Origin of the sequence: Mycobacterium sp. 48b, from assembly GCF_048282725.1 — a bacterium.
In the GTDB taxonomy this organism is placed as follows: Bacteria; Actinomycetota; Actinomycetes; order Mycobacteriales; family Mycobacteriaceae; genus Mycobacterium.
This window is the reverse complement of record NZ_JBLVUL010000001.1, coordinates 2,782,870-2,805,529: the sequence shown is the minus strand read 5'-3', so window position 1 is coordinate 2,805,529 and position 22,660 is coordinate 2,782,870. Positions and strand designations below refer to the sequence as shown.

General features: G+C 66.6%; 22 protein-coding genes. 14 read left to right on the top strand and 8 right to left on the bottom strand.

The features are described from left to right. The 3 genes from ACNQR1_RS13745 to ACNQR1_RS13735 form a co-directional block, all read right to left on the bottom strand. Entirely contained in the window at positions 1 to 1,116 is a 1,116-nt protein-coding gene (locus ACNQR1_RS13745) for an ABC transporter substrate-binding protein (RefSeq protein WP_418046786.1), read from the bottom strand. Positions 1,117 to 1,203: 87 nt separating this feature from the next. After that, positions 1,204 to 2,052: a CbbQ/NirQ/NorQ/GpvN family protein gene (locus tag ACNQR1_RS13740; protein ID WP_418046785.1), complete on the bottom strand. Its 849-nt coding sequence runs from the start codon at positions 2,050 to 2,052 to the stop codon at positions 1,204 to 1,206. A 155-nt stretch (positions 2,053 to 2,207) separates the two neighbouring features. Then, the gene (locus tag ACNQR1_RS13735; RefSeq protein ID WP_418050361.1) at positions 2,208 to 3,860 is read right to left on the bottom strand and encodes a nitric oxide reductase activation protein NorD; all 1,653 of its coding nucleotides are present in this window, start codon (positions 3,858 to 3,860) and stop codon (positions 2,208 to 2,210) included. Positions 3,861 to 4,018: 158 nt separating this feature from the next. Here ACNQR1_RS13735 and ACNQR1_RS13730 point away from each other — a divergent pair, with 158 nt between their 5' ends. After that, positions 4,019 to 4,948, top strand: a complete 930-nt coding sequence (locus ACNQR1_RS13730) for an SDR family NAD(P)-dependent oxidoreductase (RefSeq protein ID WP_418046784.1) — start codon at positions 4,019 to 4,021, stop codon at positions 4,946 to 4,948. A gap of 188 nt (positions 4,949 to 5,136) precedes the next feature. Next, entirely contained in the window at positions 5,137 to 6,456 is a 1,320-nt protein-coding gene (locus ACNQR1_RS13725; RefSeq protein ID WP_418046783.1) for a TetR/AcrR family transcriptional regulator, read from the top strand. An 18-nt stretch (positions 6,457 to 6,474) separates the two neighbouring features. On the opposite strand, the gene ACNQR1_RS13720 is transcribed toward ACNQR1_RS13725, so the two are convergent. The 4 genes from ACNQR1_RS13720 to ACNQR1_RS13705 all read right to left on the bottom strand — a co-directional run bounded on the left by ACNQR1_RS13720 (position 6,475) and on the right by ACNQR1_RS13705 (position 10,862). Next, complete coding sequence (locus ACNQR1_RS13720; protein WP_418046782.1) at positions 6,475 to 7,557, bottom strand: dihydrodipicolinate reductase; 1,083 nt, start codon at positions 7,555 to 7,557, stop codon at positions 6,475 to 6,477. A 26-nt stretch (positions 7,558 to 7,583) separates the two neighbouring features. Further along, complete coding sequence (locus ACNQR1_RS13715) at positions 7,584 to 8,546, bottom strand: LLM class flavin-dependent oxidoreductase (protein ID WP_418046781.1); 963 nt, start codon at positions 8,544 to 8,546, stop codon at positions 7,584 to 7,586. Between the two features lie 135 nt (positions 8,547 to 8,681). Then, a complete protein-coding gene (locus ACNQR1_RS13710) occupies positions 8,682 to 9,857 on the bottom strand; it encodes an acyl-CoA dehydrogenase family protein (protein WP_418046780.1) in 1,176 nt (391 codons plus the stop codon). Continuing rightward, positions 9,858 to 10,862, bottom strand: coding sequence for an acyl-CoA dehydrogenase family protein (locus ACNQR1_RS13705; RefSeq protein WP_418046779.1), 1,005 nt, complete (start codon positions 10,860 to 10,862; stop codon positions 9,858 to 9,860). Positions 10,863 to 11,140: 278 nt separating this feature from the next. Between ACNQR1_RS13705 and ACNQR1_RS13700 the strand changes: the two genes are divergently transcribed. From ACNQR1_RS13700 to ACNQR1_RS13685, 4 genes are read left to right on the top strand one after another with little or no spacing between them, the layout of a single operon-like run. Next, positions 11,141 to 12,265 (top strand): amidohydrolase family protein, encoded by a 1,125-nt coding sequence (locus ACNQR1_RS13700; RefSeq protein ID WP_418046778.1) that lies wholly within the window; start codon positions 11,141 to 11,143, stop codon positions 12,263 to 12,265. A 19-nt stretch (positions 12,266 to 12,284) separates the two neighbouring features. Continuing rightward, positions 12,285 to 13,439 carry an amidohydrolase family protein gene (locus tag ACNQR1_RS13695; RefSeq protein WP_418046777.1) on the top strand — a complete coding sequence of 385 codons (1,155 nt, stop codon included), beginning with the start codon at positions 12,285 to 12,287 and terminating at the stop codon, positions 13,437 to 13,439. A gap of 40 nt (positions 13,440 to 13,479) precedes the next feature. Further along, positions 13,480 to 13,869: a Rieske (2Fe-2S) protein gene (locus ACNQR1_RS13690; protein ID WP_418046776.1), complete on the top strand. Its 390-nt coding sequence runs from the start codon at positions 13,480 to 13,482 to the stop codon at positions 13,867 to 13,869. Continuing rightward, complete coding sequence (locus ACNQR1_RS13685) at positions 13,866 to 14,795, top strand: alpha/beta fold hydrolase (protein WP_418046775.1); 930 nt, start codon at positions 13,866 to 13,868, stop codon at positions 14,793 to 14,795. Before ACNQR1_RS13690 ends, ACNQR1_RS13685 begins: the two co-directional genes overlap by 4 nt. 23 nt (positions 14,796 to 14,818) lie before the next feature. On the opposite strand, the gene ACNQR1_RS13680 is transcribed toward ACNQR1_RS13685, so the two are convergent. Continuing rightward, the gene (locus ACNQR1_RS13680; protein WP_418046774.1) at positions 14,819 to 15,292 is read right to left on the bottom strand and encodes a hypothetical protein; all 474 of its coding nucleotides are present in this window, start codon (positions 15,290 to 15,292) and stop codon (positions 14,819 to 14,821) included. Between the two features lie 27 nt (positions 15,293 to 15,319). On the opposite strand from ACNQR1_RS13680, the gene ACNQR1_RS13675 reads away from it, so the two are divergent. From ACNQR1_RS13675 to ACNQR1_RS13640, 8 genes are all read left to right on the top strand, one after another. Further along, positions 15,320 to 16,627 (top strand): NADH-ubiquinone oxidoreductase-F iron-sulfur binding region domain-containing protein, encoded by a 1,308-nt coding sequence (locus ACNQR1_RS13675; protein ID WP_418046773.1) that lies wholly within the window; start codon positions 15,320 to 15,322, stop codon positions 16,625 to 16,627. Beyond that, positions 16,624 to 16,845 carry a ferredoxin gene (locus ACNQR1_RS13670; RefSeq protein WP_418046772.1) on the top strand — a complete coding sequence of 74 codons (222 nt, stop codon included), beginning with the start codon at positions 16,624 to 16,626 and terminating at the stop codon, positions 16,843 to 16,845. Before ACNQR1_RS13675 ends, ACNQR1_RS13670 begins: the two co-directional genes overlap by 4 nt. Before the next feature lie 94 nt (positions 16,846 to 16,939). Beyond that, entirely contained in the window at positions 16,940 to 18,595 is a 1,656-nt protein-coding gene (locus ACNQR1_RS13665; protein WP_418046771.1) for a thiolase C-terminal domain-containing protein, read from the top strand. A 16-nt stretch (positions 18,596 to 18,611) separates the two neighbouring features. Further along, positions 18,612 to 19,484: an alpha/beta fold hydrolase gene (locus ACNQR1_RS13660; protein WP_418046770.1), complete on the top strand. Its 873-nt coding sequence runs from the start codon at positions 18,612 to 18,614 to the stop codon at positions 19,482 to 19,484. Further along, positions 19,484 to 20,314 (top strand): NAD(P)-dependent oxidoreductase, encoded by an 831-nt coding sequence (locus tag ACNQR1_RS13655; RefSeq protein WP_418046769.1) that lies wholly within the window; start codon positions 19,484 to 19,486, stop codon positions 20,312 to 20,314. Before ACNQR1_RS13660 ends, ACNQR1_RS13655 begins: the two co-directional genes overlap by 1 nt. Further along, positions 20,314 to 21,102 (top strand): NAD(P)-dependent oxidoreductase, encoded by a 789-nt coding sequence (locus tag ACNQR1_RS13650; protein ID WP_418046768.1) that lies wholly within the window; start codon positions 20,314 to 20,316, stop codon positions 21,100 to 21,102. Before ACNQR1_RS13655 ends, ACNQR1_RS13650 begins: the two co-directional genes overlap by 1 nt. A gap of 149 nt (positions 21,103 to 21,251) precedes the next feature. After that, positions 21,252 to 22,454: a cytochrome P450 gene (locus ACNQR1_RS13645; protein WP_418046767.1), complete on the top strand. Its 1,203-nt coding sequence runs from the start codon at positions 21,252 to 21,254 to the stop codon at positions 22,452 to 22,454. Next, positions 22,454 to 22,654: a ferredoxin gene (locus tag ACNQR1_RS13640; RefSeq protein WP_418046766.1), complete on the top strand. Its 201-nt coding sequence runs from the start codon at positions 22,454 to 22,456 to the stop codon at positions 22,652 to 22,654. Before ACNQR1_RS13645 ends, ACNQR1_RS13640 begins: the two co-directional genes overlap by 1 nt. Positions 22,655 to 22,660: the final 6 nt, after the last annotated feature.

Genomic DNA, 22,660 nt, shown 5'->3' with positions numbered 1-22,660 from the left:
TCATTCCTCCCCGAAGCGATCGACCAGGTGCGAGTTGACACCGTCGGCGTCGAGGGTCCGGGCGACGAGATAGCCCGATCCCATCCAGGCGCGCCGGGTCCACTTCCCCAGGGACACACGGGTTCCGGGCGCGCCGGACGCCGCGGGCATCATCTTCACGCGCTCAAGTGCCTCCTTGACCCCACGCGGGCTCAGCGGATGTGCGTCGGTGAAGGCGCGCACCAGCGTGGCGGCCACGTCGTGGTTGACCACCGACACGCAGTACTCTGGTCGACTTCCGTTGTACCGCTTGGCATATCGGTCGAGCCAGGCCTGCCCGACCGGGTTGCCCTCGTCGTACTGATCGACGCCGGTCCAGCCCAGAAACGCGTTCCACATGATCGGGTTGACCCAGGCGTTCTGGAAAGCGGTCGTGGTGAAGCGCGGAGGATCCCAGTCGACGGCCTCAAGCGCCGGGTTGATGAACACGATGCCGAAACCGAATCCGAGATGGACGATCGCCTCGGCCTTCGCTTCGTGCAGCGTGCTCACCGCGGCATTGATGTCCTGTGCCGTTTGTGCGATAGCGGCTTCGGCGACAATCCGAATGCCCTTACGGGCGCATGCCGTTCGCAGGTTCTTCAGATAGCTGTCACCGATGAGGTTCTGCTCGACCAGCACGCCGATCTCGGACAGGCCCCGCTTCGCCACCAGGTCGGCCAGAAAGATGGGCTCGTCCGTCATCGACCCCTGCGGGAAGGCGAACGTCCACTCACCGAGCCAGTCGTCGGTGCCGGTGACGCTGATGGCCGGCACCTTGAAGCGCTCCTCGATCGCTTCCCGTAGCGGCACACAGTTGTCCGTGATGTTCGGCCCGAACACCACAAGGCAGCCCTCGTCGACGAGTTCGCCGTACGCGTCGATGACGGCCTTCACCGAACCTTTGGGCAGCCCTTCCACCTCGCGGTAGATCATCTGCACCGGCCGATCCATCAGCCCTTGCTCGACCGCCTCTTCGAACACCAGGTCAAAAGTCCGGGTGAACGAAGCCAGCAGCTCATCGGGAAAGCCCGGCGGCAACGTGAAGTCCATCAGGTAACCGACCTTGATGGGCTCCGCAGTGCTCTCGTATGACATCTGACCTCCATGGTGCGGGCGTTCGTCGCAGGAACACCGGGGTCGACCTAATATTTGTTCTGAACCTAACGGGGGTACCGCACTGCGTCAATCACCGGACGTGGATCCGCCCAGGTAGACGTCGATCAACTCGTGCAGGCCACGGCTCACCGCGACGTCGTCGGTCAGCGGCCCCGCGACCGCCGCCCTGGCCGCCACGACCATGGGCAGGCCTTCGGCGACCAGACGCCCGGCCGCGATCAGCACGCGCGTCGACGCGACTTCACGCAGGCCACCGGTCTCCAGACGCCGGATGGCCTGTCCGAACCGCACCAACTCGGCCGCGGTGGAGGGATCGACTCCCGCCTCGTGAGCGATGATGCCCTCTTCGACTTCAGGGGCCGGGAAACCGAACTCGATGGCCACCATCCGCTGCCGCGTCGAGTCCTTGAGGTCCTTGAGCACGCTTTGGTAGCCAGGGTTGTAGGACATGACCAGGCCGAATCCCGGTGCGGCGTCGAGCGTGATCCCGAGGCGCTCGATCGGCAGCTGGCGACGATGGTCGGCGAGGGGGTGCAGCACCACGGTGGTGTCCTGACGGGCTTCGACGACCTCGTCCAGGTAACAGATCGCACCTTCGCGCACCGCACGGGTCAGCGGACCGTCGACCCAGACGGTCTCGTCACCCCGCAGCAGGTATCGGCCGACAAGGTCAGCGGTGGTGAGGTCGTCGTGGCAGGCGACCGTGATCAGCGGCCGGCCGAGGTCGTGAGCCATCGCCTCGACGAAGCGCGTCTTGCCGCAGCCGGTCGGGCCCTTCAGCACCAAGGAGAGGCCCTGGCGGTACGCCGCCTTGAACACCGTCTCCTCGTTGCCGACCGACTGGTAATAGGGACGCGTGCTGAGGGTCTGCGAAGTGGCACCGTTCTGGTGAGCGAGTCCGGACTCGTTGGCCATCAACACACCTTTCGTCGTATCCGCGACACTGCGGTACTGAAGCGAGCCTAACGCGGAACAGATGTTTGTTTCAAGCACTTGTTGCCCGGACGTTGGCGCACATCGACAATGCCAATGACATTCTGGGACTTGGCATCACCTCGACCCGGCCACTTTCATGACACCCGGCGACGAACCTCGCCAGATCGAATCGCCGAGCGGAAAAGCGGCCCGATGACGCCGGCGAGCTGGTCGGGACCGGAGATGGTCGCGTGTGCGGCGCTACCGAACACCCGGCGCAGCGACTCCACGTCGGTGCTGGCACCGATGGTCAGACAGACACAGCCGGTCCCCCGGCGCCGCGCCTCGGCCAAGGCACGTCTGGCGTCCGCGGCGCCGTAGGCCCGCTCGTAGCCGTGGTCGTAGGCCAGTCCGTCGGACAGTACGACCAGCAGTCGCCGCGACGTGCCACCGCGCTTCTCCAGGACCGCTGAGCCGTGCCGGATCGCCGCTCCGAGTCGCGAATAGGCGCCGGGTTCAAGACTGTTCAGCCTTCGGATCACCTGCGCATCCAGGTGGTCGTTGAACCGTTTCACCGGGACCATGGTCACCGCGGACCGCCCCTGGGAGTAGTACGCGTACAGCGACACCCGATCGCCCAGGTCGTGCAGCGCGACCATGAGATGCGCCACAGCGGTGCGCTGCTGCTGGTGCACGGTCCGCCCGACAGTGCCCGGTTCCGCCGTCGAGCCGGACACATCCAACAGCAACAGCACCGACAAGTCCCGGCGCCTTCGCAGACTGTCGAGATACACCGCCTCGTCGGGTACCGATCCGGCCCGGACCTCCACGCGCGCCTCGAGCGCGGCGTCGATGTCGATGTCGTCGCCCTGGGGCTGACGATGGCGCCGATGCAGACCCATGCCGAGGCGCGCCAGCGGGCGCCGCACGCTGATCGCATCCTCGATCTGCTGGGTGGCATGCGCCTTGATCTGCGGGTCAGCTTCGCGCACGGTGCACCAGTCGAGCCGATAGATCCCGCGGTCGGCGTTCCATTCCGGGTACTTCACGCCCTCGGTCTTGATGTCGACGACGTCTTCCGACGACACCGTGGCCAGCGACGAGACCGCATGTACCCCGCGTCTGGTCGAGTTGGTGCGATGGGTCGGCGCGTCGGCGCCCGGCGGTCCGCCACCGCTGCCACCCGTCTTGCGTGCCGAGGACAGCAGTTTCTTGAGCCATTTTCCGATGGCCCCGCCCCCGCCGACCGGGCTGGAGAACAGATCGGGGTCATCGGAATCGTCGACGTGGTCAGGATCATCCGAGCCGAGTTCTTCCAGTTCCCGGGGACCCTGCCGCCGCGGCACATGTCCCACCGGTTGCTGATCGGCCGGTTGGACCACCGCGCACGCCGCCAGGACCTTTTTGGCCTGAATCACCCCGAAGCCTGCAGGCGGGGCGCTGAGCGCATCCCGCCCGCGGGCGATCGCCAGGGACGATGCGGCCGAATCGCTGCGTTCGGCGATACTTCGGTCAGCCAGGGCGCCAAGAGAATTCGGCAGGAGCGCGTGATTGGCGAGCAGTGCACGGTGCCCCTCCACGGCCAGGTACCGTTCGGCCAATCGCCGATGCCGGACCAGGGCTCCGACCACACCGGGGTCCAGGCTGCCTGCCGCGATCAGCGACGCCTGCACGGCCACCGATTCGAGCCGTGCGCGGGCGGGAGCCGACGGGTCGACGAACACGGTCTTGCCATCGGTCCACGGTGGGCTGCCGGCGTCGGCGGGTGCCACCGCCACCGGACGGGCTGCCAGCGCGGATGCCAGCATCCCGAGCCCCGAGAATGGGCCGCCGTCACCGCCACCGTCAGGCACTCGTCACCTCCGCTGTACGTACCGCGTTGACCAAATATCTGTTCCACCGTAAAGTTCGGCACCACCGGAGTCAATCGACCAAAGCCGGAACATCAACTATCAAGGGCTACAAAGTGATCGACTTCAACGACCAGGTCGCCGTGGTGACCGGCGCCGGCCGGGGTCTCGGCCGGGAGTACGCGCTCGAATTGGCACGGCGCGGGGCCGCTGTCGTGGTCAACGACCTCGGCGGCACGATGGCGGGCCAAGGCTCCGACACCGCGGTCGCCGATCAGGTGGTCGAGGAGATCGCGGCCTCCGGTGGCACCGCCGTGGCATCCTACGATTCGGTCGACAGCCCGGAGGGCGGTGAGGCGATCGTGCGCACGGCGGTCGAACGCTTCGGCCGGCTCGACGCAGTGGTCAGCAATGCCGGCATCTTCAACAGCATCCCGTTCGACGAGCTGTCCCCCGAAGAGTGGAGACACATGTTGAGCGTTCACCTCGACGGCGGCTTCTATCTCGCCCAGCCCGCGTACCGCGTGATGAAGAGTCAGGGCTACGGCCGGTTGGTGTTCGTCGCCTCGTCTGCAGGGATGTTCGGCCAGCACCTGGAGGCGCACTACGCCGCAGCCAAGGCCGGCCTGGTCGGGCTGACCAACGTGATCGCGCTCGAGGGGGCCCCACACGGAATTCTGGCCAACACCGTGCTCCCGTTCGGCATCTCGCGAATGGTCACCGAGACCCTGGGCGATCCGAAAGCCCTTGAGGACAACGGCTTCTTCAGGGCGATCCGGCCGGAGTTGGTCGCCCCGTTGGTGGTCTACCTGGCCAGCCGCGACTGCGGGCTCAGCCACCAGAACTTCTCGGCCTGCGCGGGCCGTTTCGCCCGCGTGTTCGTCGGCTTGGGCGAGGGCTGGATGGCGCCACCGGACTCCGACCCGAGCGCCGACGACATCGCCGCGCACCTGTCGGAAGTCGCTGCGACCGAGCCGTTCACGATTCCGGGATCGATCTACGACGAAGTGTTCGGGGTGACCGAACGGCTCGGCGTCACTGCGTGAGCCGGACGGCGCCGTGGCGGTCGACCCGTTCGGCGCAACGTCGCGGACGCCGGGCGCGAGTGCTCTACCGGCGCATACGGCTACACGGGATCCCCAGCGCACCAGCACTGTTCTGGTAGCCTCTAACCAAATATTGGGTCAGTCGCCCAAATCGTATGACGGGAGCCAGCAATCATCGTGGAGCCGCTGTGGGCCGTCCCCAGGTAACGCCTGGGGAGCGCAAGACGCTCAAGCGCACCCCAGGTCGCGCAACCGACGCCGGCTCCGCAGCTGAGGATCGCACGCGCCGGACCGAGATCCTCGAGACCGCCGCCACGTTGATCGCCACGTCGGGCCTTCGCACGTCGCTCCAGGAGATCGCGGATGCGGCAGGCATCCTGCCGGGCAGCCTGTACCACCATTTCGAATCCAAGGAAGCGATCCTGGTGGAACTGCTCGAGCGGTATCACGAGGACCTCGACCGCATCGCCGCGCACGCTCAGAGCCGGTTGGACGGTCCCGATCCGGCGTCGCCGTTCGACCGCATCGCCGAGCTCGGCTCGGATATCGCGTGCTGCGCCGTCGCGCACCGCGCCGCGCTCCAGATGTCGTTCTACGAGAGCCCGAGTTCCAACCCCGACCTGGTCACACTGGCCCAACGCCGCCCGACCGCCACGCTGGACGCGATGCAACAGACCCTGCGGGCCGCGCGATGGGCGGGCTACCTTCGCTCGGACGTCGACCTGGCTGTGCTGGCCGACCGGATCTGCCAGTCCATGATGCAGGTCGGACTCGACGTCATGCGCCACAATGCCGCACCGGAGAAGGTCGCCACCCTGCTGTGCCGGATTCTCCTGGAAGGCCTGTCCACCGGCCGGCCCACCGATGCCGAACTCGACAAGTCCGTCCCGTTCATGGCCGCCGACGACGTCGTGCGGAGCTGGATCGAGGAGTCGGCCTCCGAGGCCGATGACAAGACCGCCCACATCCGGGCGGTGGCGCGGGCCGAGTTCGGCCGGCGCGGCTACGAGGGCACGACCGTGCGGGATATCGCCTCGGCGGCGGGCATGGGCACCGGAACTGTGTACCGGCTCATCGGCTCGAAGGACGAACTGCTGGCGGCGATCATGCAGTCCTTCGGCGAGAAGATCGCGGTGGGCTGGACAGAGGTTCTCGGGTCCGAGGGCACAGCGATCGAGAAGCTCGACGCGCTGAGCTGGATCCACACCAACGCACTGGACCAGTTCGGCGATGAGTTCCGGATCCAGCTTGCATGGATGCGCCAATCGCCGCCGGACACCCCGAATCCCGGCTGGCTGTTCATGCAGCGCGTCAAGCAGGTCAAAGCCCTTCTCGCCGCGGGGATCAAGGCCGGCGAGATCAGCATCGACAGCCCCTCGAACGAGATACTGGCCCGGTCGGTCATCGGCGTGGGGTGGATACCGGAGAACATCCTCCGGCAGTTGGGCACCCGCGCGTCGCAGATCCACGTCCGGGACACCAGCCTGCGCGGAGTGGTCCTGCGCTGACCCACCCCGCGCCACGGGTCAGTCGAACACGTACCGCGGCAGCGTATTCGGGATATCGAGCGAGCTGATCAAACCTGCGGGCGCATCGACGACATAAGGAATGGCGTTGACCACCCGCATCGCGGTGGCCGCCATGGCCGCCCGCCCGGCACCGTGCCCCTCCGCCTCCCCCAGGTTCATCGCACAGTGGATGTCCGGATCGCCCTCGATGTCCACCCGGTAGGTGGCGTCGAATTCCGACGCCGGCCAATCGGGCGCGACGTCACGCGACATCCGGATGATGTGTTCGACGACGATGGCCTCACGGCCGTTCACCACACCGGCCGCCCGGGTGCACACCGCACCACAGGTTCCGGCAGCAATGGTCCCGAACGCCACAGTGATGTCGCGGTCGGTGATCCTACGGTCGAGAGATCCCCGGATCTCGGACACGTCGGCCCCGAAAGCATCGGCCATCATGTGAATCGGTGCTTTCCAGGCCATCTCGATGAACCCCGGGGTCTTGAGCATCGGCTCGAAATCCAGCGGACGCCCGAAGCCCATCCCGTCCATCATCACGTCCGCGACCGGGTAGTGGTCGTTGAGGGATATCTCGGTGACCGTGAGGCGTTCGATCTTCTTGGACTGTGTCGCCAGCATCAGCGCCAGTTGATCCGAGCCGAATCCGGGAAAGACGCCCGAGGCATAGAACGAACAGTTGCCGACCTTAGCCGCCGACTCGAGTTGGTCGCGCCATTCCGGCGAATAGTAGGCCGGCGGGTACACCAGGCCCGTCGATGTCGTTGACACCACGTTGATCCCGGCGTTCAACAGTCGCACGTAGTCCGGCACCGCGGCGGCGTCGCGGTCCGGCCCACTCGCCGCGTACACCACGCAGTCCGGGGCCGAGGCGATCAGCGCGTCGGCGTCGTCGGTGGCCGCCACACCGAGCGGCCCACGCCCTGCCAGCACACCCGCGTCCTGCCCTACCTTCGCCGCCGAGTGCACCCACACGCCGGCCAGTTCGAGATCCGGGCGCCGGGCGATCGCGTCGATCGCGATCGAACCGACGCCGCCGGTTGACCAGACGATGGTCCGCAGGGGTCGCAAAGGTCTTGTCACGCTTGACTCCTCATCAAGTACGCCGGTCATGCGCGTTCGGATGCCATGACGGCCCGTTCGAGGTAGAACCATGCGACGTCGGGCGGCAATCCGCCGCACAACGGCAGTAAGGGCACCGGCCGGCCTGAGCGGATGTAACCGGCGGCCTCGTCGACGGTCAGGATTTGATAGGGCCCGCCGGCCTGCCGCAGCTCGGGCACGGTGTGGGCATGCGAGATGCTGGCGACCGATTCGTCACCATGGCGGTAGCCCGCGGCGGTGAGCGCATCGTGAAGCAGAAAGGGGCCCAACTCATCCCATGCCCGGTCCAGATCGTCGGCGACGAATACCGCGGTGGGTGTGTTCGGCACGGGGAACTGGACCATGCCGGGTTCGTGGCCGCAGGCCCGGCATTCGGCTTCGTAGTACTCCTTGAGCCCCGGCGCTCCGGTCTGGGAGATGAACCCGAGGCCGTGGCGGGCCGCACGTCGCGCGGCGGCCCGGGTACCACCCGCGATGAGCAGATACGGGCCCGACGCGCTCGCGCACCCGGGTGTGACCGTGACGCGCCGGCCGTCGTGGTCGACGGTCTCCCCCGCCAACAGACGAAGCAGCAGCGCCACCTTCTCGTCAGCCAGTTTGCCGCGGGCGCTCATCTCCACACCGAAGTGTTCGTACTCCTCGGCGCGATGCCCGATGCCGAAGGCGTACGAAACCCGGCCCCGGCTGATGATGTCCAGAGCACAGATCTCCTCGGCGAGCCGCACCGGATCCCAGAACGGAATCGGCACTGCGGCAAGCAGGATCGGCAGCCGATCGGTCCTGGCGGCAAGCGCCGCGGCGAGGACCGTCGGTGCGGCGAGGTGCCCGTCGGCGGTGCCGTGATGCTCCGACAGCACGGCCATCATCCCGCCGCGCGTCTCGGCCCATGCGCACATGTCGATGGCGGCGCCGTAGAGGTCAATCGTCGAGGTATGCGGCGCACGCATGTCGAATCGCAGCGTGAACATCACGCCGACTGTAACCTAAGTTTTGTTCCGCGTCACCGGTTACTGCGCCGCTCCTTTGCGCGAGCAGACGCGAATGTCCCGAAAACACCGGCGTGTCGGGTACATTCGCGTCTGCTCGCGGAGAAGAGTCGCGGGTCAGCGCCGCGGCAACCCCAGCACCTGGGTGGCGATGATGTTGCGCTGGATCTCCGACGCTCCACCGGCGATGGTGCCGCCGAAACTCCTGGCGTAACGCTCGAACCAGCTGGCAAAATAGTGGTCGAGATTCATGTGCGCGTAGGGACCCGAAGTCGCCGGGTGGATCAGCCCGTCCGGTCCGGCTGCGGTCAGCGCGTTCTCGAACGCGTTGCGCTCGGCTTCGGAGCCGAACAACTTGAGCACCGATACCGACGCGGTGTCCGCTTCCCCGCGTGAGGCCTTGGCCAGCGCCGCAGATCCCATGGCACGCAAGGCCTGATAGTCCATGATCGTGGTGGCGTACTGGTCGCGCTCGAGCTCCGTCTTGGGCTGGAAGTCGGCCAGCATGTTGTCGATCCGGTCGGCGAAACCGAGCCACATCATCGTGCGCTCGTGACCGAGTGAGCCGTTGGCCACACCCCAGCCGCCGTTCAAGGGGCCCACCAGGTTCTCGGCCGGTACCCGGGCGTCGGTGAAGAACACCTCGTTCAAGTCGAGATTGTCCTGACCGCAAATGTCGGCGAACGGCCGACGCACCACACCGGGGGTGTCCGTCGGGATGAGCAACACGCTGATTCCCTTGTGCTTCGGTGCATCTGGATCGGTGCGCACGAAGGTCAGCAGGAAGTCGGCATCATGTGCGCCGGAGGTCCAGACCTTCTGGCCGTTGACCACGAAATGGTCGCCGTCCCGCACTGCCCGGGTGCGCAGCGATGCGAGGTCCGAGCCCGCGCTGGGCTCGCTCATGCCCAGCGAGGCGGTCTTCTCCCCGCGCAGTACCGGCACCGCCCAGCGATGTTTCTGCTCCTCGGTTCCGAAGGTGAGCAGCGAGGCCGCGATGATGTTGACGCCCTGCGGGTTGAAGCTGTGGTAGATCCGGCGACGGCACAACTCGTCGAGGTGGACGAACGTCTGTACCACCGACGCGTTGCGCCCGCCGAACTCCGGCGGCTGGGCCGGCAGCAGCCAGCCGTTGTCGAACAGCAGTCGCTGCCAGTCACGGGCCCACTGCGGCATGTGCGACACCGACCGCGGCCGCTCCAGCGTCTCCGCCTCCGAGGGCAGATTCGCATCGAGGAACGCACTGAACTCGGCGCGGAACTCTTCGACGTCGGAGTCATATGTCAGCTGCATTTACAGTCCCCTGTAGGTCGTGCGGTATTCGGCGGCGATCACGGCGCGGTGCTCAGCAGCGCCACCGAGGAGCAACTCCCCCGCCTTGGCCCGCTTCAATGCGAACTGCACGTCGTTCTCCCAGGTGAAGCCCATCCCGCCGAACAGCTGGATGCCGTGCCGGAACACCACCGCCTGGCACTCCCCGGCGGAAGCCTTGGCCATCCTTGCCGCCAGCCGCCGGCGCGGGTCATCGGCCGCGATGGTCAGCGCGGCAAAGTAGGACAGCGCACGGGCCCGCTCGATCGCGACGTGCATGTCAGTCACCTTGTGCTGGACGGCCTGGAACGAACCGATCGCCACGCCGAACTGCTGGCGTTGTTTGACGTGTTCGATCACCAGGTCCAGGGCCCGTTGGCACGCGCCGACCATGGTGATCGCCATGCCGGTCAGCGCCAGGTGGTGGGCCTTCTCTGTGTTGGTGTGCACCCGGTCAGTGTCTGGGACTTCCACACCGTCGAACGACACCTCGGCCACATGCAACACCGGATCGAAGACAGCGCTGCGCTTGACGACGGCCTTGGCCGCGTCGACCAGGAACACACCCCCCGCGGTCACCACGGCCAGGTTCTGCGCGCGGTCGCCGTCGAGGACGTGGTGGGCGGTTCCGGTCAGCACCCAGCCGGTGGCATCCCGGTTGGCGGTCACGCCGCTGTAGACGGCCGCGCCGGCCTTGGCCGCATCGAAGCGGTCCCCCGCCAGCGGTGCGTACTGCGTCATGGTCGCCAGATAGGGCGTCAGATCCGTGGCCCGGCCGAGCTCCTCCAGCACGATGGCCAGTTCCACCGCGTTCTCCGAGTCGGTGAGCTCGGTCCAACCCTGGTCGACATAGCTCTGCCACAGCGGTGTCGGATCGACACCCTGCTCGGCAACTTCGCGGACCAGCGTGGCCGGGCATTGCTTGGTCACCGCGTCGCGCACGGTCTCCTGCCAAAACCGCTGATCGGCATCAAATTCGAGTAGCAACCGCCGCCTCCTGCCGCACTGTCAAGTTCGAAACGAGAATAGCATTCTCTTTCTATGGGGTGACCTTCTCCTCCAGCAAGTACCGATTCTCCAAAACAATGCGCTGGGCGGGTGACCAGCACCGGCGCTTACCTGCGACAAAGCGTCGCGACGTCCCGAGAACTATGTTCTTGCCATAGAAGAATATGGATCTAGACTGGCTGTAAGGTCCGGCGTAACAAGCACGTCGTCAGCAGCCCGTGCACAGCTCGTTTCCGGACGAACATCGGAGGACAGTCTTGGCAATCAGCGACCCCACGCAGCCCGGCCAGGCGGGAACACCCCTCATAGACGCGAGCGTGCACGTCTTCTTCGGCTCGAACAAGGACCTGCGGCAGAACTTTCTGAAGGAACCCTTCGCCAGCCGCGGTTTCCCCGATTACGAGATGAACTGGTACGGCGCCCCGGGGGGCGAGTACGCAAAGGGCACAAAGGGTCCCGACCGCCAGTACCCGGGCTCCGATCCCGACATCGCCGCGCAGCATCTGTTCACCGACCGCGGCGTCGACCTCGCGATCCTGCACCCGATGACCCGCGGCATCATGCCCGACCGGCACCTCGGCACTGCGCTCGCCGCCGCGCACAACGCGATGATGGTGACCCGCTGGCTCGAACACGACGAGTATGGGGAGCGGTTCCGCGGAACCATCCGGGTCAACCCGGACGACATCGTCGGAGCCTTGCGTGAGATCGACAAGTACAAGGACCACCCGCGCGTGGTGCAGATCGGCATTCCGATGCAGTCACGCGAGCTCTACGGCAAGCCGCAGTTCTGGCCGCTGTGGGACGCGGCTGCGGACGCCAGTCTGCCGGTGGCCGTGCACATCGAGGGCGGGGCGGGGATTCAGTTCGCACCGACCCCGTCGGGCAAGACCCGGACCTATGAGCAATATCTGGGGTTCATGGCGCTCAACTACATCTATCACCTGATGAACATGATCGCCGAAGGCGTATTCGAACGGACACCTGATCTGAAGTTCGTCTGGGCTGACGGAGCGGCGGACATGTTGACCCCGTTCATGTGGCGCATGGATTGCTTCGGCCGGCCCCACCTCGAGCAGACCCCGTGGGCGCCCAAGATGCCCAGCGACTACCTGCCCGACCACGTGTTCTTCGTCCAGGGCGCCCTCGACGGCCCCGGCGACACCGAGTTCGCCGGCGAGTGGCTGAGCTTCACCGGCAAGGAGGACATGGTGATGTTCGGCTCCAGCTATCCGCACTGGCAGTTGAACGAGCCGCGAATCCCCAACGCGTTGAGTACCGAACAGCGCGACAAGCTGTTGTGGCGCAATGCCGCCAAGCTGTACGGCCTGGAGAACGAGTTCGCAAGTACCGGTTCATCGTCCGCGGTCGCGGCACAGTAGAGGCAGTGAGGAAGACCTGATGACAACCACACAGCCGATCACGACCAATCCGCGGGTGCCTGCCGCCGAGCGGATCGCGGTGCGGTGCGTCGACTCCGACGTCCACCCCATGCCACGACGCGGTGAGCTGATCGAGTACGTCCCGGAACCGTGGCGCAGCAAGTACTTTCTCAGCCACAAGGTCGGTGAGCAGATCTACTACGACGCACCGGATTACGCACATGCGTACGCCATGCGCGTGGACGCGTTCCCACCGGACGGCGAGTTCGCCTGCAGCGACCCCGATATGGCGCTGCGCCAGCTCATCATGGAAGCCGGCTCCGATATCGCCATTCTCGAGCCGACGCACTCGGAGCACCGGCTGGGCGAGGCCACGGCGGCCTACTGCACTGCGGTGAACCTGTGGCTGGCCAATCACTGGCTGGACAGCCACAACAACTGGCACGAGCGCTGGCGGGGGTCAATCTGTGTGGCCATCGAGGAGCCGCAGACCGCGGTGGCCGAGATCGAGCAGTGGGCCGAACACCCCTACATGGCACAGGTTCTCATGAAGGCCGAGCCGCGCCCGTCGTGGGGAGACCCGAAGTACGACCCGATCTGGGCCGCGGCCACCAAACACGACATCACCGTGAGCTGCCACCTGTCCCGAGGGGAGTACGAGACCCTCCCGACACCGCCGGTCGGATTGCCCAGTTACAACCACGATTTCATGGTGAGCTACTCGCTGTTGGCGGCCAACCAGGTGATGAGCCTGATCTTCGACGGTGTCTTCGACCGGTTCCCCACGCTGCGGATCGTGTTCGTCGAGCACGCGTTCACCTGGATTCTGCCGCTGATGTGGCGCATGGACGCCATCTACGAGGCCCGCAAGTCCTGGATGGACATCAAGCGCAAGCCGAGCGAATACGTCAAGGACCACATCAAGTTCACCACGCAGCCACTGGACTACCCGGAGGACAAGACCGAACTGTCGCGGGCCTTCGAATGGATGGAGTGCGAGAAGATCCTGCTCTACTCCAGCGACTATCCGCACTGGACGTTCGACGACCCGCGCTGGCTGGTCAAGCACCTGCCCGAGCACGCCCGCGAGGCGATCATGTTCCGCAACGGCATCGAGACCTACAAGCTGCCCGAGACCGTTCCGGTCCTCGAGGGACAGGCCCGGGTGTTCTGAGATGGGTTCGGAAGGCAGGAGCGAAGCGACCGGGGAATCCATGCAGTCTGACAAGCGCCCCCGGCTCGCGCAGGGACGCGAGCACGTCGTCGCCACGGTGGACGAAATCCCACCCGGTACACACAAACTGGTGCCGATCGGACGACACGGCGTCGGTGTGTACAACGTCAACGGCACGTTCTATGCGATCGCCAACTACTGCCCGCATGAGGGCGGTCCGCTGTGCTCGGGACGAGCCCGGGGCCGCACCGTGGTCGACGCCGACGTGCCCGGCGACGCGGTGATGGTGCGCGACAAGGAGTTCATCTACTGCCCCTGGCACCAATGGGGTTTCGAGCTGGCAACCGGCACCACCGCGGTGAAGCCGGAATGGAGTATCCGTACGTACCCGGTCCGTGTGGTTGGAGATGATGTGTTGGTGATGGCATGAGCGAGCTTACGAGCGAATCAACAGTTCTGGCGACTGCTCCGCTACTCAAGCAGGGCGAGAAGACCATGGAGGTCAACGGCGGCAACGTCGTGTACGAGATCCTCGGTGACAAGGGTGATTTCATCGCCCTCACCCCGGGCGGCCGCTTCAGCAAGGACATTCCGGGGCTGCGACCGTTGGCCGAGGCCCTCGTCGAGGGCGGCTACCGGGTGCTGCTGTGGGACCGGCCCAATTGCGGCAAGTCCGACGTCCAGTTCTACGGGCAGAGCGAATCGCACATGCGGGCCGAGACGCTCTACCGGTTGATCACCGCCCTCGAAATCGGGCCGTGCTTCATCCTCGGCGGCTCCGGCGGGGCACGCGATTCGATGCTGACCACCATGCTCTACCCCGAGATCGTGCGAAAGCTGGTGGTGTGGAACATCGTCGGCGGGGTGTACGGCTCGTTCGTACTGGGTGGCCACTACATCACGCCGAGCATCCTGGCGGTTCGCGGGCTCGGTATCGAAGGGCTGCTGAACGTGCCGGAATGGCGCGAGCGGATCGCGGAGAACCCCGCGAACCGGGAGCGCCTGCTCGACCTCGACGCCGACGAGTTCCTCAAAGTCATGCTGCGCTGGCTCAACGCGTTCGTGTCGAAGCCGGGCCAGACCATCCCGGGCGTCCCCGACGAGATGTTCGACAACATCACCGTGCCCACCCTGATCATCCGCGGTGGCGAGAACGACTGGGATCATCCCAAGCGCACCTCGCTTGAGGTGAGCTGTCTGATCAAGGGTTCCAAGCTCATCGATCCGCCGTGGCCCGAGGACGCCTGGGAGCGCGCCGGCGAGAGATTCGCACAGAGCGGTGGGAAAACGTTCTGCCTGTTCGACACCTGGGTGCAGGCCGCCCCCGCGATCATCGACTTCCTGAGGTCGGCGTGACCACCGTGACTGGCTGCGCGACCTCACACCGTCCGGATGTGCACCTCGCAGTTCAGCGAAGCCTCCAGGGCGGTGTGGATGCGGCTTTCCGGGATGCGTGTCAGATCGGCCTTGTCCAGGGTCACCGTCACCACATCCCAGCCCTCGTCGTCGACAGATCGAACGATGTCACCCGACACCCCGAATCCGGCCAGCACACCGCGGACATCCTCGTCGGTCCCGCGGCTGACGAAGGTGACCACACCGGCCGTCGGCACGGTGCCAAAAGCCTTGGCACACAGTTCCATCGCGATGGTCTGCAGCTCTGGTGCGTCGTCGCCGGCAATCAGCACCTCGACCTCGCGCCGATGCGCGGGCAGTCCGGCGAGCTGGTTGTCCAGCACCTCGGCGCCGCGCACCACCAGCAACTCACGAAGCGTTGCCATGCCGTCGGATAGCTCCTCGACCCCGAGTTCACCGGCCGGGTCCACTCCGACGCGCACCACCGCAGTTCTCATGCCGGTAAGCCTAACCGGGGACGGGATATGACCATGACAGCCGAACTGACGGTCGCGGCATGGCCGGGAATGACCCCGCGCCTACTGCGCGACGGGCCAGAGGCATTCGACGCCTACCGGCAGGCCGGGGGCTATGCGCCCCTTGTCGATCCGGAGCAGCTACTGAACGAGGTACAGGCCGCCGGATTGCTCGGCCGGGGCGGTGCAGCCTTCCCGATGGCGGTGAAGTTGCGCACGGTGCGTGACAACGGGCGACAGGGCGGCAACGCCGGGATCGGCTCGGTGGTGATCGCCAACGGTGAAGAGGGCGAGCCGGCCTCGATCAAGGACCGCTGGTTGCTGCGCAACCGCCCGCACGCGGTCCTCGACGGCCTGCGACTGGCCGCCGGGATCGTCGGGGCAGACCGGGCTGTGGTGTACGTGTCGGATCCGCGGGCCGCCGCGAGCGTCGAACTCGCGCTCACCGAGCTCTCTGGCCATCTGGACGGGGTGGCGATCGAATTGCTCACCGTCGCTCCGGGTTACGTCGCGGGTGAGGAGACCGCGGCCGTGCACGTGGTCAACGGCGGTCCCGCCAAACCGACCGACAAGCCACCGCGCCCGTTCGAGGAGGGGGTGGCAGGCAAACCGACACTGATCAGCAATGTCGAGACGCTGGCCCACCTTGCCTATCTCCACCAGCACGGGGCCAAGACATTCCGGGAACTGGGGACCGAGGGCTCCCCCGGCACCTTCCTGGCCACGATCACCGGAGCCGGACGCGTGCCCGCGCTGTACGAACTGCCGCACGGCATCGCATTCGCGGATCTGCTCACGCTGCACGGTGTGTCTCCCGACAAGGTCCGCGGGGCGCTGATGGGTGGGTACTTCGCCGGACTGGTCAACCGCGACATCGTCGGAGCCACGCTGGACCACGAGTCCGTGCGCGCCCTGGGCAGCGGCCTGGGCTGCGGTGCGATCGGCATCCTGACCGATGACTGCCCGGTGGCGGTCGCCGCGTCGGTTCTGGCCTACTTCGACCGGGAGAACGCCGGCCAATGCGGTTCGTGCTTCAACGGCACGGCCGCCATGGCGGCGGTGGCCGTCGGACTGCGCGACGGCAACGCCAAGCAGGAGGACCTGGACCGGCTGAAGCGCTGGTCGGTGGTGCTGCGCGGCCGCGGTGCCTGCGCAACGCTCGACGGTGCGGCCAATGTGGCGGCCAGCTTGCTGGACCAGTTCCCCGATCTGGTGCAGCGTCACCTCGAAAATGGCTGTCAGACATGCAGTTCGGGTGCATTCACCGCTGCGCGGCCATACGAAGTGGAGTCCGTGGAGGCGGTGATGGCCCTATGAAGGTCAAGCTCGATCGCACGCTGTGCGATGGCTTCGGGTTGTGCGCGAAGCACGCACCCGAGTACTTCCCGCTCGACGACTGGGGCTACGCCTCTCTTCAAGGCGACGGCAACATCCCCGAGGCCGACGAGGATGCGGTCCGACGCGCCCTTCTGGACTGCCCGGTGCACGCGATCATCGAGTTGAGCCAGACGCGGGCCGAGCGCGAGGCGGGTTGACCCCGGCTCGGACAGGCAGATGCTGGATCACCGATCCCGGAAACTGGTAACGTGATTCTCCGCACAGAATAACCCGCTTACCACCGGAGTCGAGTTGTCACAGATACCGGGACGTCCGCTCCCGACGGTCACCACGCTCAATGAGTACTTCTGGACCGCGGGCGCCGACGGGGTGCTGCGAATCCAGGAGTGCCAGGACTGCAGCGCCCTCATCCATCCGCCACAGCCGGTATGCCGGTACTGCCGCGGCCGCAACATGGGCGTGCGCGACGTGTCCGGGCGCGGATCGCTCGCCGGGTTCACGGTCAACCACCGATTCGGGTTCCCCGATCTGCCGCCGCCCTATGTGGTGGCCGAGGTGGCCATCGCCGAAGATCCCCGGGTCCGGTTGACGACCAACATCGTCGACTGCGATTCCGAGGACCTCAAGCTGGGCATGCCGGTGGAAGTCGACTTCCAGCACATCGAGGACGTCTGGCTGCCGGTCTTCAAGCCGTCGGCGGACACCACCTCCACCCCGCCGGTCGCCGAACCGGTCGCCCCCCAGGACGTAGCGAAGTACGTCCGGCCGATGCTGACCAAGGCGAAATTCGAGGACCACTCGGCCATCACCGGGATCGGGATGTCCAAGATCGGTCGCAGGCAGATGGTGCCGCCGCTGTCACTGACCATCGACGCAGCCGAGAAGGCGGTCGCCGACGCCGGTTTGACGTTTGACGACATCGACGGCCTCTCTACCTACCCGGGCCTGGCAATCGCCGGCATGGGGGAAGGCGGCGTGACCGCACTGGAGGGCGCACTCGGGCTCCGGCCGACCTGGATCAACGGCGGCATGGACACCTTCGGCCCGGGCGGCTCGGTCATCGCGGCCATGATGGCGGTGGCCACCGGCATGGCGCGCCACGTGCTGTGCTTCCGCACGCTGTGGGAGGCCACCTTCGGCCAGCTGGTCAAGGAGGGCAAGATGTCCCCTCCGATGGGCGGCCGCAGCGACAGCTGGCAGCATCCGTTCGGGTCCACCTCGGCCGCACACACGTTGGCGCAGAACGCCGGCCGCCACTTCGACCGATACGGCACCACGCGGGAGACACTCGGCTGGATCGCACTCAACCAGCGCGCCAACGCCGCGCTGAACCCGACGGCCATCTACCGCGATCCGCTCACCATGGACGACTATCTGTCGGCCCGCATGATCACGACCCCGTTCGGCCTCTACGACTGCAATGTGCCCTGCGACGGCGCGGTGGCCGTCATCGTCTCGGCCGTGGACGCCGCGCGTGACCTACCCAAGCCACCGATCCTGTTCGAGGCAGTCGGCACCCAGATCATCGAGCGCCTGGACTGGGACCAGACCACGCTGACCCACGAACCGCAGGTGCTCGGCCAGAGTGCACACATGTGGTCGCGAACGTCGTTGCGTCCCAGTGATGTCGACGTCGCCGAGCTCTATGACGGGTTCAGCTTCAACTGCCTGTCGTGGCTGGAGGGCCTCGGCTTCTGCGGCATCGGCGAGTCCAAGGACTTCCTCGACGGCGGCCACAACATCGCCCGCGACGGCATCATCCCGCTCAACACCCACGGTGGCCAGCTCTCGCACGGCCGCACCCACGGGATGGGGCTGATCCACGAGGCGGTCACCCAGTTGCGCGGCGAGGCCGGCGAGCGCCAGGTCTCCGGCGCCCGCGTCGCGGTGGCCAGCAGCGGCGGCCTGACCCCGAGCGGCGTGCTGCTGATGCGCAGGGACGACTGAAGCATGCGTGCTCCCCATGAGTAAGACGGCCCCGCACCCCAGGGTGGTGATGGTCGACGGTGTCCCGATGTCCGCTCTGGTCGCCGAGGCTCCCGACCCGCGCGCCGTCGTCGTCGCACTGCACGGCGGGGCCACCACGTCGGCGTACTTCGACTGCCCCGGGCACCCGGAACTGTCGCTGTTGCGCATCGGGGTCGACCAGGGGTACACCGTGGTCGCCCTGGACCGTCCGGGCTATGGCGCGTCAGCGGCCTACCCGGACGCCATGGCGCGCCCTGAACAGCGGGTCGCGTTGGCATTCGGCGCGATCCAGCGCATCGCCGGTGCGGCCGACCTGTTCGTTCTGGGCCATTCGATGGGCTGCGAGCTGGCGCTGCACCTTGCCGTGCAGCGGCCCGAGGTGCTCGGTGTGTCACTGGCCGGTACCGGCCGCCGCTATCACCCGAGTGCGCAGGAGCTGCTGAAGGACGCCTCACCGGTGAACCGGCCGCGCGGTCTGCGTGAGCTGCTGTGGGAGCCGGCCCGGCTCTACCCGCCGGACGTGATCGGCGCCGGATTGTCCGCGGGAGGCACCGCGTACGAGGGTGATGTCATCAGAACCTGGTCGCGGCAGGACTTTCCGGCACTGGCCGGTCAGACAAAAGTGCCGGTGCAGTTCCTCGCCGGCGAGTACGAGAACGTCTGGGAGTCCGATCCCGAGGCGTTGGCCGCGATCGGTGCGATGTTCACCGCCTCGCCCCGGGTCCAGACCGGTGAGCTCGCCGACAGCGGGCACAACCTGAGCGTGGGTCTGACCGCCGCGGACTATCACCGCACGGTGCTGTCGTTCGCCGACGAGTGCGTAGCAGGCGGCACCGTGAACACCGAACTGGAAGTGGAGGCAGGTTGATGCGAGTCGGATTTATCGGGCTGGGTAGCCAGGGCGCGCCGATGGCCCGGCGGATCGTCGAGGGCGGTTTCGAGACCACCCTGTGGGCCCGGCGGCCGGCGTCCCTGGAGCCCTTCGCCGACACCGGGGCCAAGAGCGCGGGCTCCCCCGCCGAGCTGGCGGCTGCCAGCGACCTGGTCTGCCTGTGCGTGGTCGGTGACGACGACGTCCGCCAGGTGCTCGACGGTGAGACCGGAGTGCTGGCCGGGCTGGCTCCGGGCGGCGTCATCGCCATCCACTCGACGGTGCACCCCGACACCTGTCGCGAGATCGCAGAAAAGGCCGCCGCCCAGGGCGTTTCGGTCATCGATGCGCCGGTCAGCGGTGGCGAGCCCGCCGCTTCGGCCGGCACCCTGCTGGTGATGGTCGGCGGTGACGAGGAGGTCGTCGAGCGGGCCCGTCCGGTGTTCGCCACCTATGCCGACCCGATCGTGCATCTCGGCGGAGTCGGTGCAGGCCAGGTCGCCAAGATCCTGAACAACCTGTTGTTCAGCGCCAACCTGGGCGCGGCAATGAGCGCACTGGAACTCGGTGAGGCACTGGGTGTTCCGCGTCAGGCGTTGTGTGAGGTGATCTCGCGCGGTTCGGCCACCAGCAAGGCGCTCAACAGCATCGCCATGTTCGGCGGCACGCTGGACAACCTCGCGCCGATCGCCGGGGCGTTGCTGCAGAAGGACTGCCGGCACGCCGCCAGCCTGGCGGACGATGCCTCGGTACCAGAAGGTGCCGTGTACCGTACCGTTTTCCAAGCGGCGGACAACGCACTGGCCATCATGAACCATCCCCGCTGATGCGCATCGGTTTCATCGGAGCCGGCCGGATGGGCGCACCGATGGTGCGCCGCCTGGCAGACGCCGGACATCAAGTGCGGGCATTGGGTCGCGACGACGAAAAACGCGCCGCGATAGCCGAACTCGGCGCCGAGCCGGTGAGCTCGTCAAGCGAGGCCGTCGACGGCGCTGACGTGACGATCGTCTGCGTCTTCACCGATGAGCAGGTCCGGGAACTCTGTCCGGATCTGATCGACGAGATGCCGGACGGATCGGTGCTCGTGCTGCACACCACCGGCAGCCCCCGCACCGCCGAGTCCCTCGCCGAGCGCGGGGCCGCGCGCGGCATCGCGGTCATCGACGCGCCGGTCAGCGGGGGGCCGCATGACATCGCGGCCGGGACCGTCACGGTGTTCGCAGGTGGTGACGCCGACGCGGTGGCGCGCGCCCGTGAAGTGCTGACGGCCTATGCCGATCCGGTGCTGCACGTCGGCCCGGTCGGCACCGGGCAGCGGGTGAAGCTGGTGAACAACGCGTTGTTCGCCGCGCAGATCGGCGCCGTGGCCGAGGGGGTTCGCCTGGGCGACCGGCTGGGCATCGACGAGGCGACACTGTTGACTGCCCTCACGCACGGCAGCGCGGCAAGCCGCGCGCTGGGCGGTATCGCCGCCACCGGCTCGGCCGACGCCTTCATCGCCCGGGTCGGCGAATTCATCGGCAAGGACGTGGCCGTGGTCCGAAGAACAGCATCTGAGCTGGACAGCGACCTGGGCCGACTCGAGAGTCTGCTCGACGCCGCGATCAAGTGACCCGGCTCGACATCACGACCTGATCAGCACCCATTTTGTGCTTTTCAAACACTCCCAACAGAGTTACTGTTAGCGTTACAGTTCAGCAGTTTCCCGTAACGTGTCACGACACTTCCGGCCCAGCCCGCCGCGAAGGAGGAGCCAGCCCAATGACCAAGGCCCAGGTGATCTTCGATCCGTTCTCCGAGGAGTTCTTCAACAACCCGTTCGACATGTACCGGCAGATGCGCCAAGACGCACCGCTGTACTACAACGAGGACTCCGACTTCTATGCCCTGACCCGGCATGAGGACGTGTCGGCGGCGTTGAAGGATCACGAGGCGTTTTCCTCGTCGCGCGGCTGCGACCTGGCCATGGTGCAGAGCGACGAGCCGCCGCAGAAGTCGATCATCTTCATGGACCCGCCCGATCACCGGCACATGCGCAGCCTGCTGAACAAGGCGTTCACCCCGCGCATGATCCAGGCCCAGCGCGACACCGTCGTCGAGCAGATCGACCATCACCTCGGCTTGATCGACTCCGACGAATTCGACGTGGTCCAGGATTTCTCGGGCCCGTTCCCGGTCGAGGTCATCACCCGGATGGCCGGCGTCGACCCGGAGTACCGCCAACAGGTCCGGCACTGGATCGACACCAGCCTGTCCCGTGAACCGGGGCAGATCGGTTACTCCGAGGCCGGCATGCAGGCCAACATCGACACCGGCATCTACTACTACGGGTTGGTGCAGAAGCGCCGCGAAAACCCGCAGGATGACATGATCAGCCGGCTGATCGCCGCGGAGATCCCCGGCGAGGACGGCCAGATGCGCCGCCTCGACGACATCGAGATCACCGGATTCGCCACGCTTCTCGGCGGTGCGGGGGCTGAGACCGTCACCAAGCTCATCGGCACCGCGATGGTGCTCTTCGCGCGCAACCCCGAGCAGTGGCAGAAGCTGCTCGACGACCGCGAGAAGGTCCCGGCCGCTGTCGAGGAGTTGCTGCGCTACGAGGGTCCGGTGCAGTACAACGTCCGATACACCCTCAAGGAAGCCCATGTGCCCAGCGGCACCATTCCGGCGGGCAAGGCGGTGTTCCTGATCAGCGCCGCGGCCAACCGCGATCCCGATGCGTTCACCGATGCCGACACCTTCGACATCGAGCGGGACCGTACCCAGGCGCAGAACCTGGGCCTGGGCTACGGCATCCACAGCTGCCTCGGGGCCGCACTGGCCCGCATGGAGAGCGCCGTGGCGCTGGAGAAGCTGCTCGACTTCATGCCCCGCTACGAAGTGAAATGGGATCAGCTGCAACGGGTTCACATGCAGAATGTGGCGGGGTACTCGCACGTGCCGGTAAGGGTGTTGAGGTGATGGCGAAAAAGGTTCACGTCGATTTCGAGATCTGCGAGAGCAACGCCGTCTGCATGGGGATCATCCCCGAGGTGTTCGACCTCGACGATCAGGACTACCTGCACATCCTGCAGGAGGACGTGACGCCGGACAACGAGGAGCAGATCCGCGAAGCGGTCCGGCAGTGTCCCCGTCAGGCCATCACGATCGTCGACGAGTAGCCCGCA

What these genes read in the sequence shown, in the direction of transcription:
- ACNQR1_RS13710 (WP_418046780.1), bottom strand. Translation starts at nt 9,857, where the DNA reads ATGCAGCTGACATATGACTCCGACGTCGAAGAGTTCCGCGCCGAGTTC.
- ACNQR1_RS13660 (WP_418046770.1), top strand. Translation starts at nt 18,612, where the DNA reads ATGAGTAAGACGGCCCCGCACCCCAGGGTGGTGATGGTCGACGGTGTC.
- ACNQR1_RS13740 (WP_418046785.1), bottom strand. Translation starts at nt 2,052, where the DNA reads ATGGCCAACGAGTCCGGACTCGCTCACCAGAACGGTGCCACTTCGCAG.
- ACNQR1_RS13690 (WP_418046776.1), top strand. Translation starts at nt 13,480, where the DNA reads ATGCAGTCTGACAAGCGCCCCCGGCTCGCGCAGGGACGCGAGCACGTC.
- ACNQR1_RS13715 (WP_418046781.1), bottom strand. Translation starts at nt 8,546, where the DNA reads ATGTTCACGCTGCGATTCGACATGCGTGCGCCGCATACCTCGACGATT.
- ACNQR1_RS13645 (WP_418046767.1), top strand. Translation starts at nt 21,252, where the DNA reads ATGACCAAGGCCCAGGTGATCTTCGATCCGTTCTCCGAGGAGTTCTTC.
- ACNQR1_RS13655 (WP_418046769.1), top strand. Translation starts at nt 19,484, where the DNA reads ATGCGAGTCGGATTTATCGGGCTGGGTAGCCAGGGCGCGCCGATGGCC.
- ACNQR1_RS13670 (WP_418046772.1), top strand. Translation starts at nt 16,624, where the DNA reads ATGAAGGTCAAGCTCGATCGCACGCTGTGCGATGGCTTCGGGTTGTGC.
- ACNQR1_RS13650 (WP_418046768.1), top strand. Translation starts at nt 20,314, where the DNA reads ATGCGCATCGGTTTCATCGGAGCCGGCCGGATGGGCGCACCGATGGTG.
- ACNQR1_RS13685 (WP_418046775.1), top strand. Translation starts at nt 13,866, where the DNA reads ATGAGCGAGCTTACGAGCGAATCAACAGTTCTGGCGACTGCTCCGCTA.
- ACNQR1_RS13745 (WP_418046786.1), bottom strand. Translation starts at nt 1,116, where the DNA reads ATGTCATACGAGAGCACTGCGGAGCCCATCAAGGTCGGTTACCTGATG.
- ACNQR1_RS13675 (WP_418046773.1), top strand. Translation starts at nt 15,320, where the DNA reads ATGACCATGACAGCCGAACTGACGGTCGCGGCATGGCCGGGAATGACC.
- ACNQR1_RS13640 (WP_418046766.1), top strand. Translation starts at nt 22,454, where the DNA reads ATGGCGAAAAAGGTTCACGTCGATTTCGAGATCTGCGAGAGCAACGCC.
- ACNQR1_RS13735 (WP_418050361.1), bottom strand. Translation starts at nt 3,860, where the DNA reads ATGCTGGCATCCGCGCTGGCAGCCCGTCCGGTGGCGGTGGCACCCGCC.
- ACNQR1_RS13680 (WP_418046774.1), bottom strand. Translation starts at nt 15,292, where the DNA reads ATGAGAACTGCGGTGGTGCGCGTCGGAGTGGACCCGGCCGGTGAACTC.
- ACNQR1_RS13695 (WP_418046777.1), top strand. Translation starts at nt 12,285, where the DNA reads ATGACAACCACACAGCCGATCACGACCAATCCGCGGGTGCCTGCCGCC.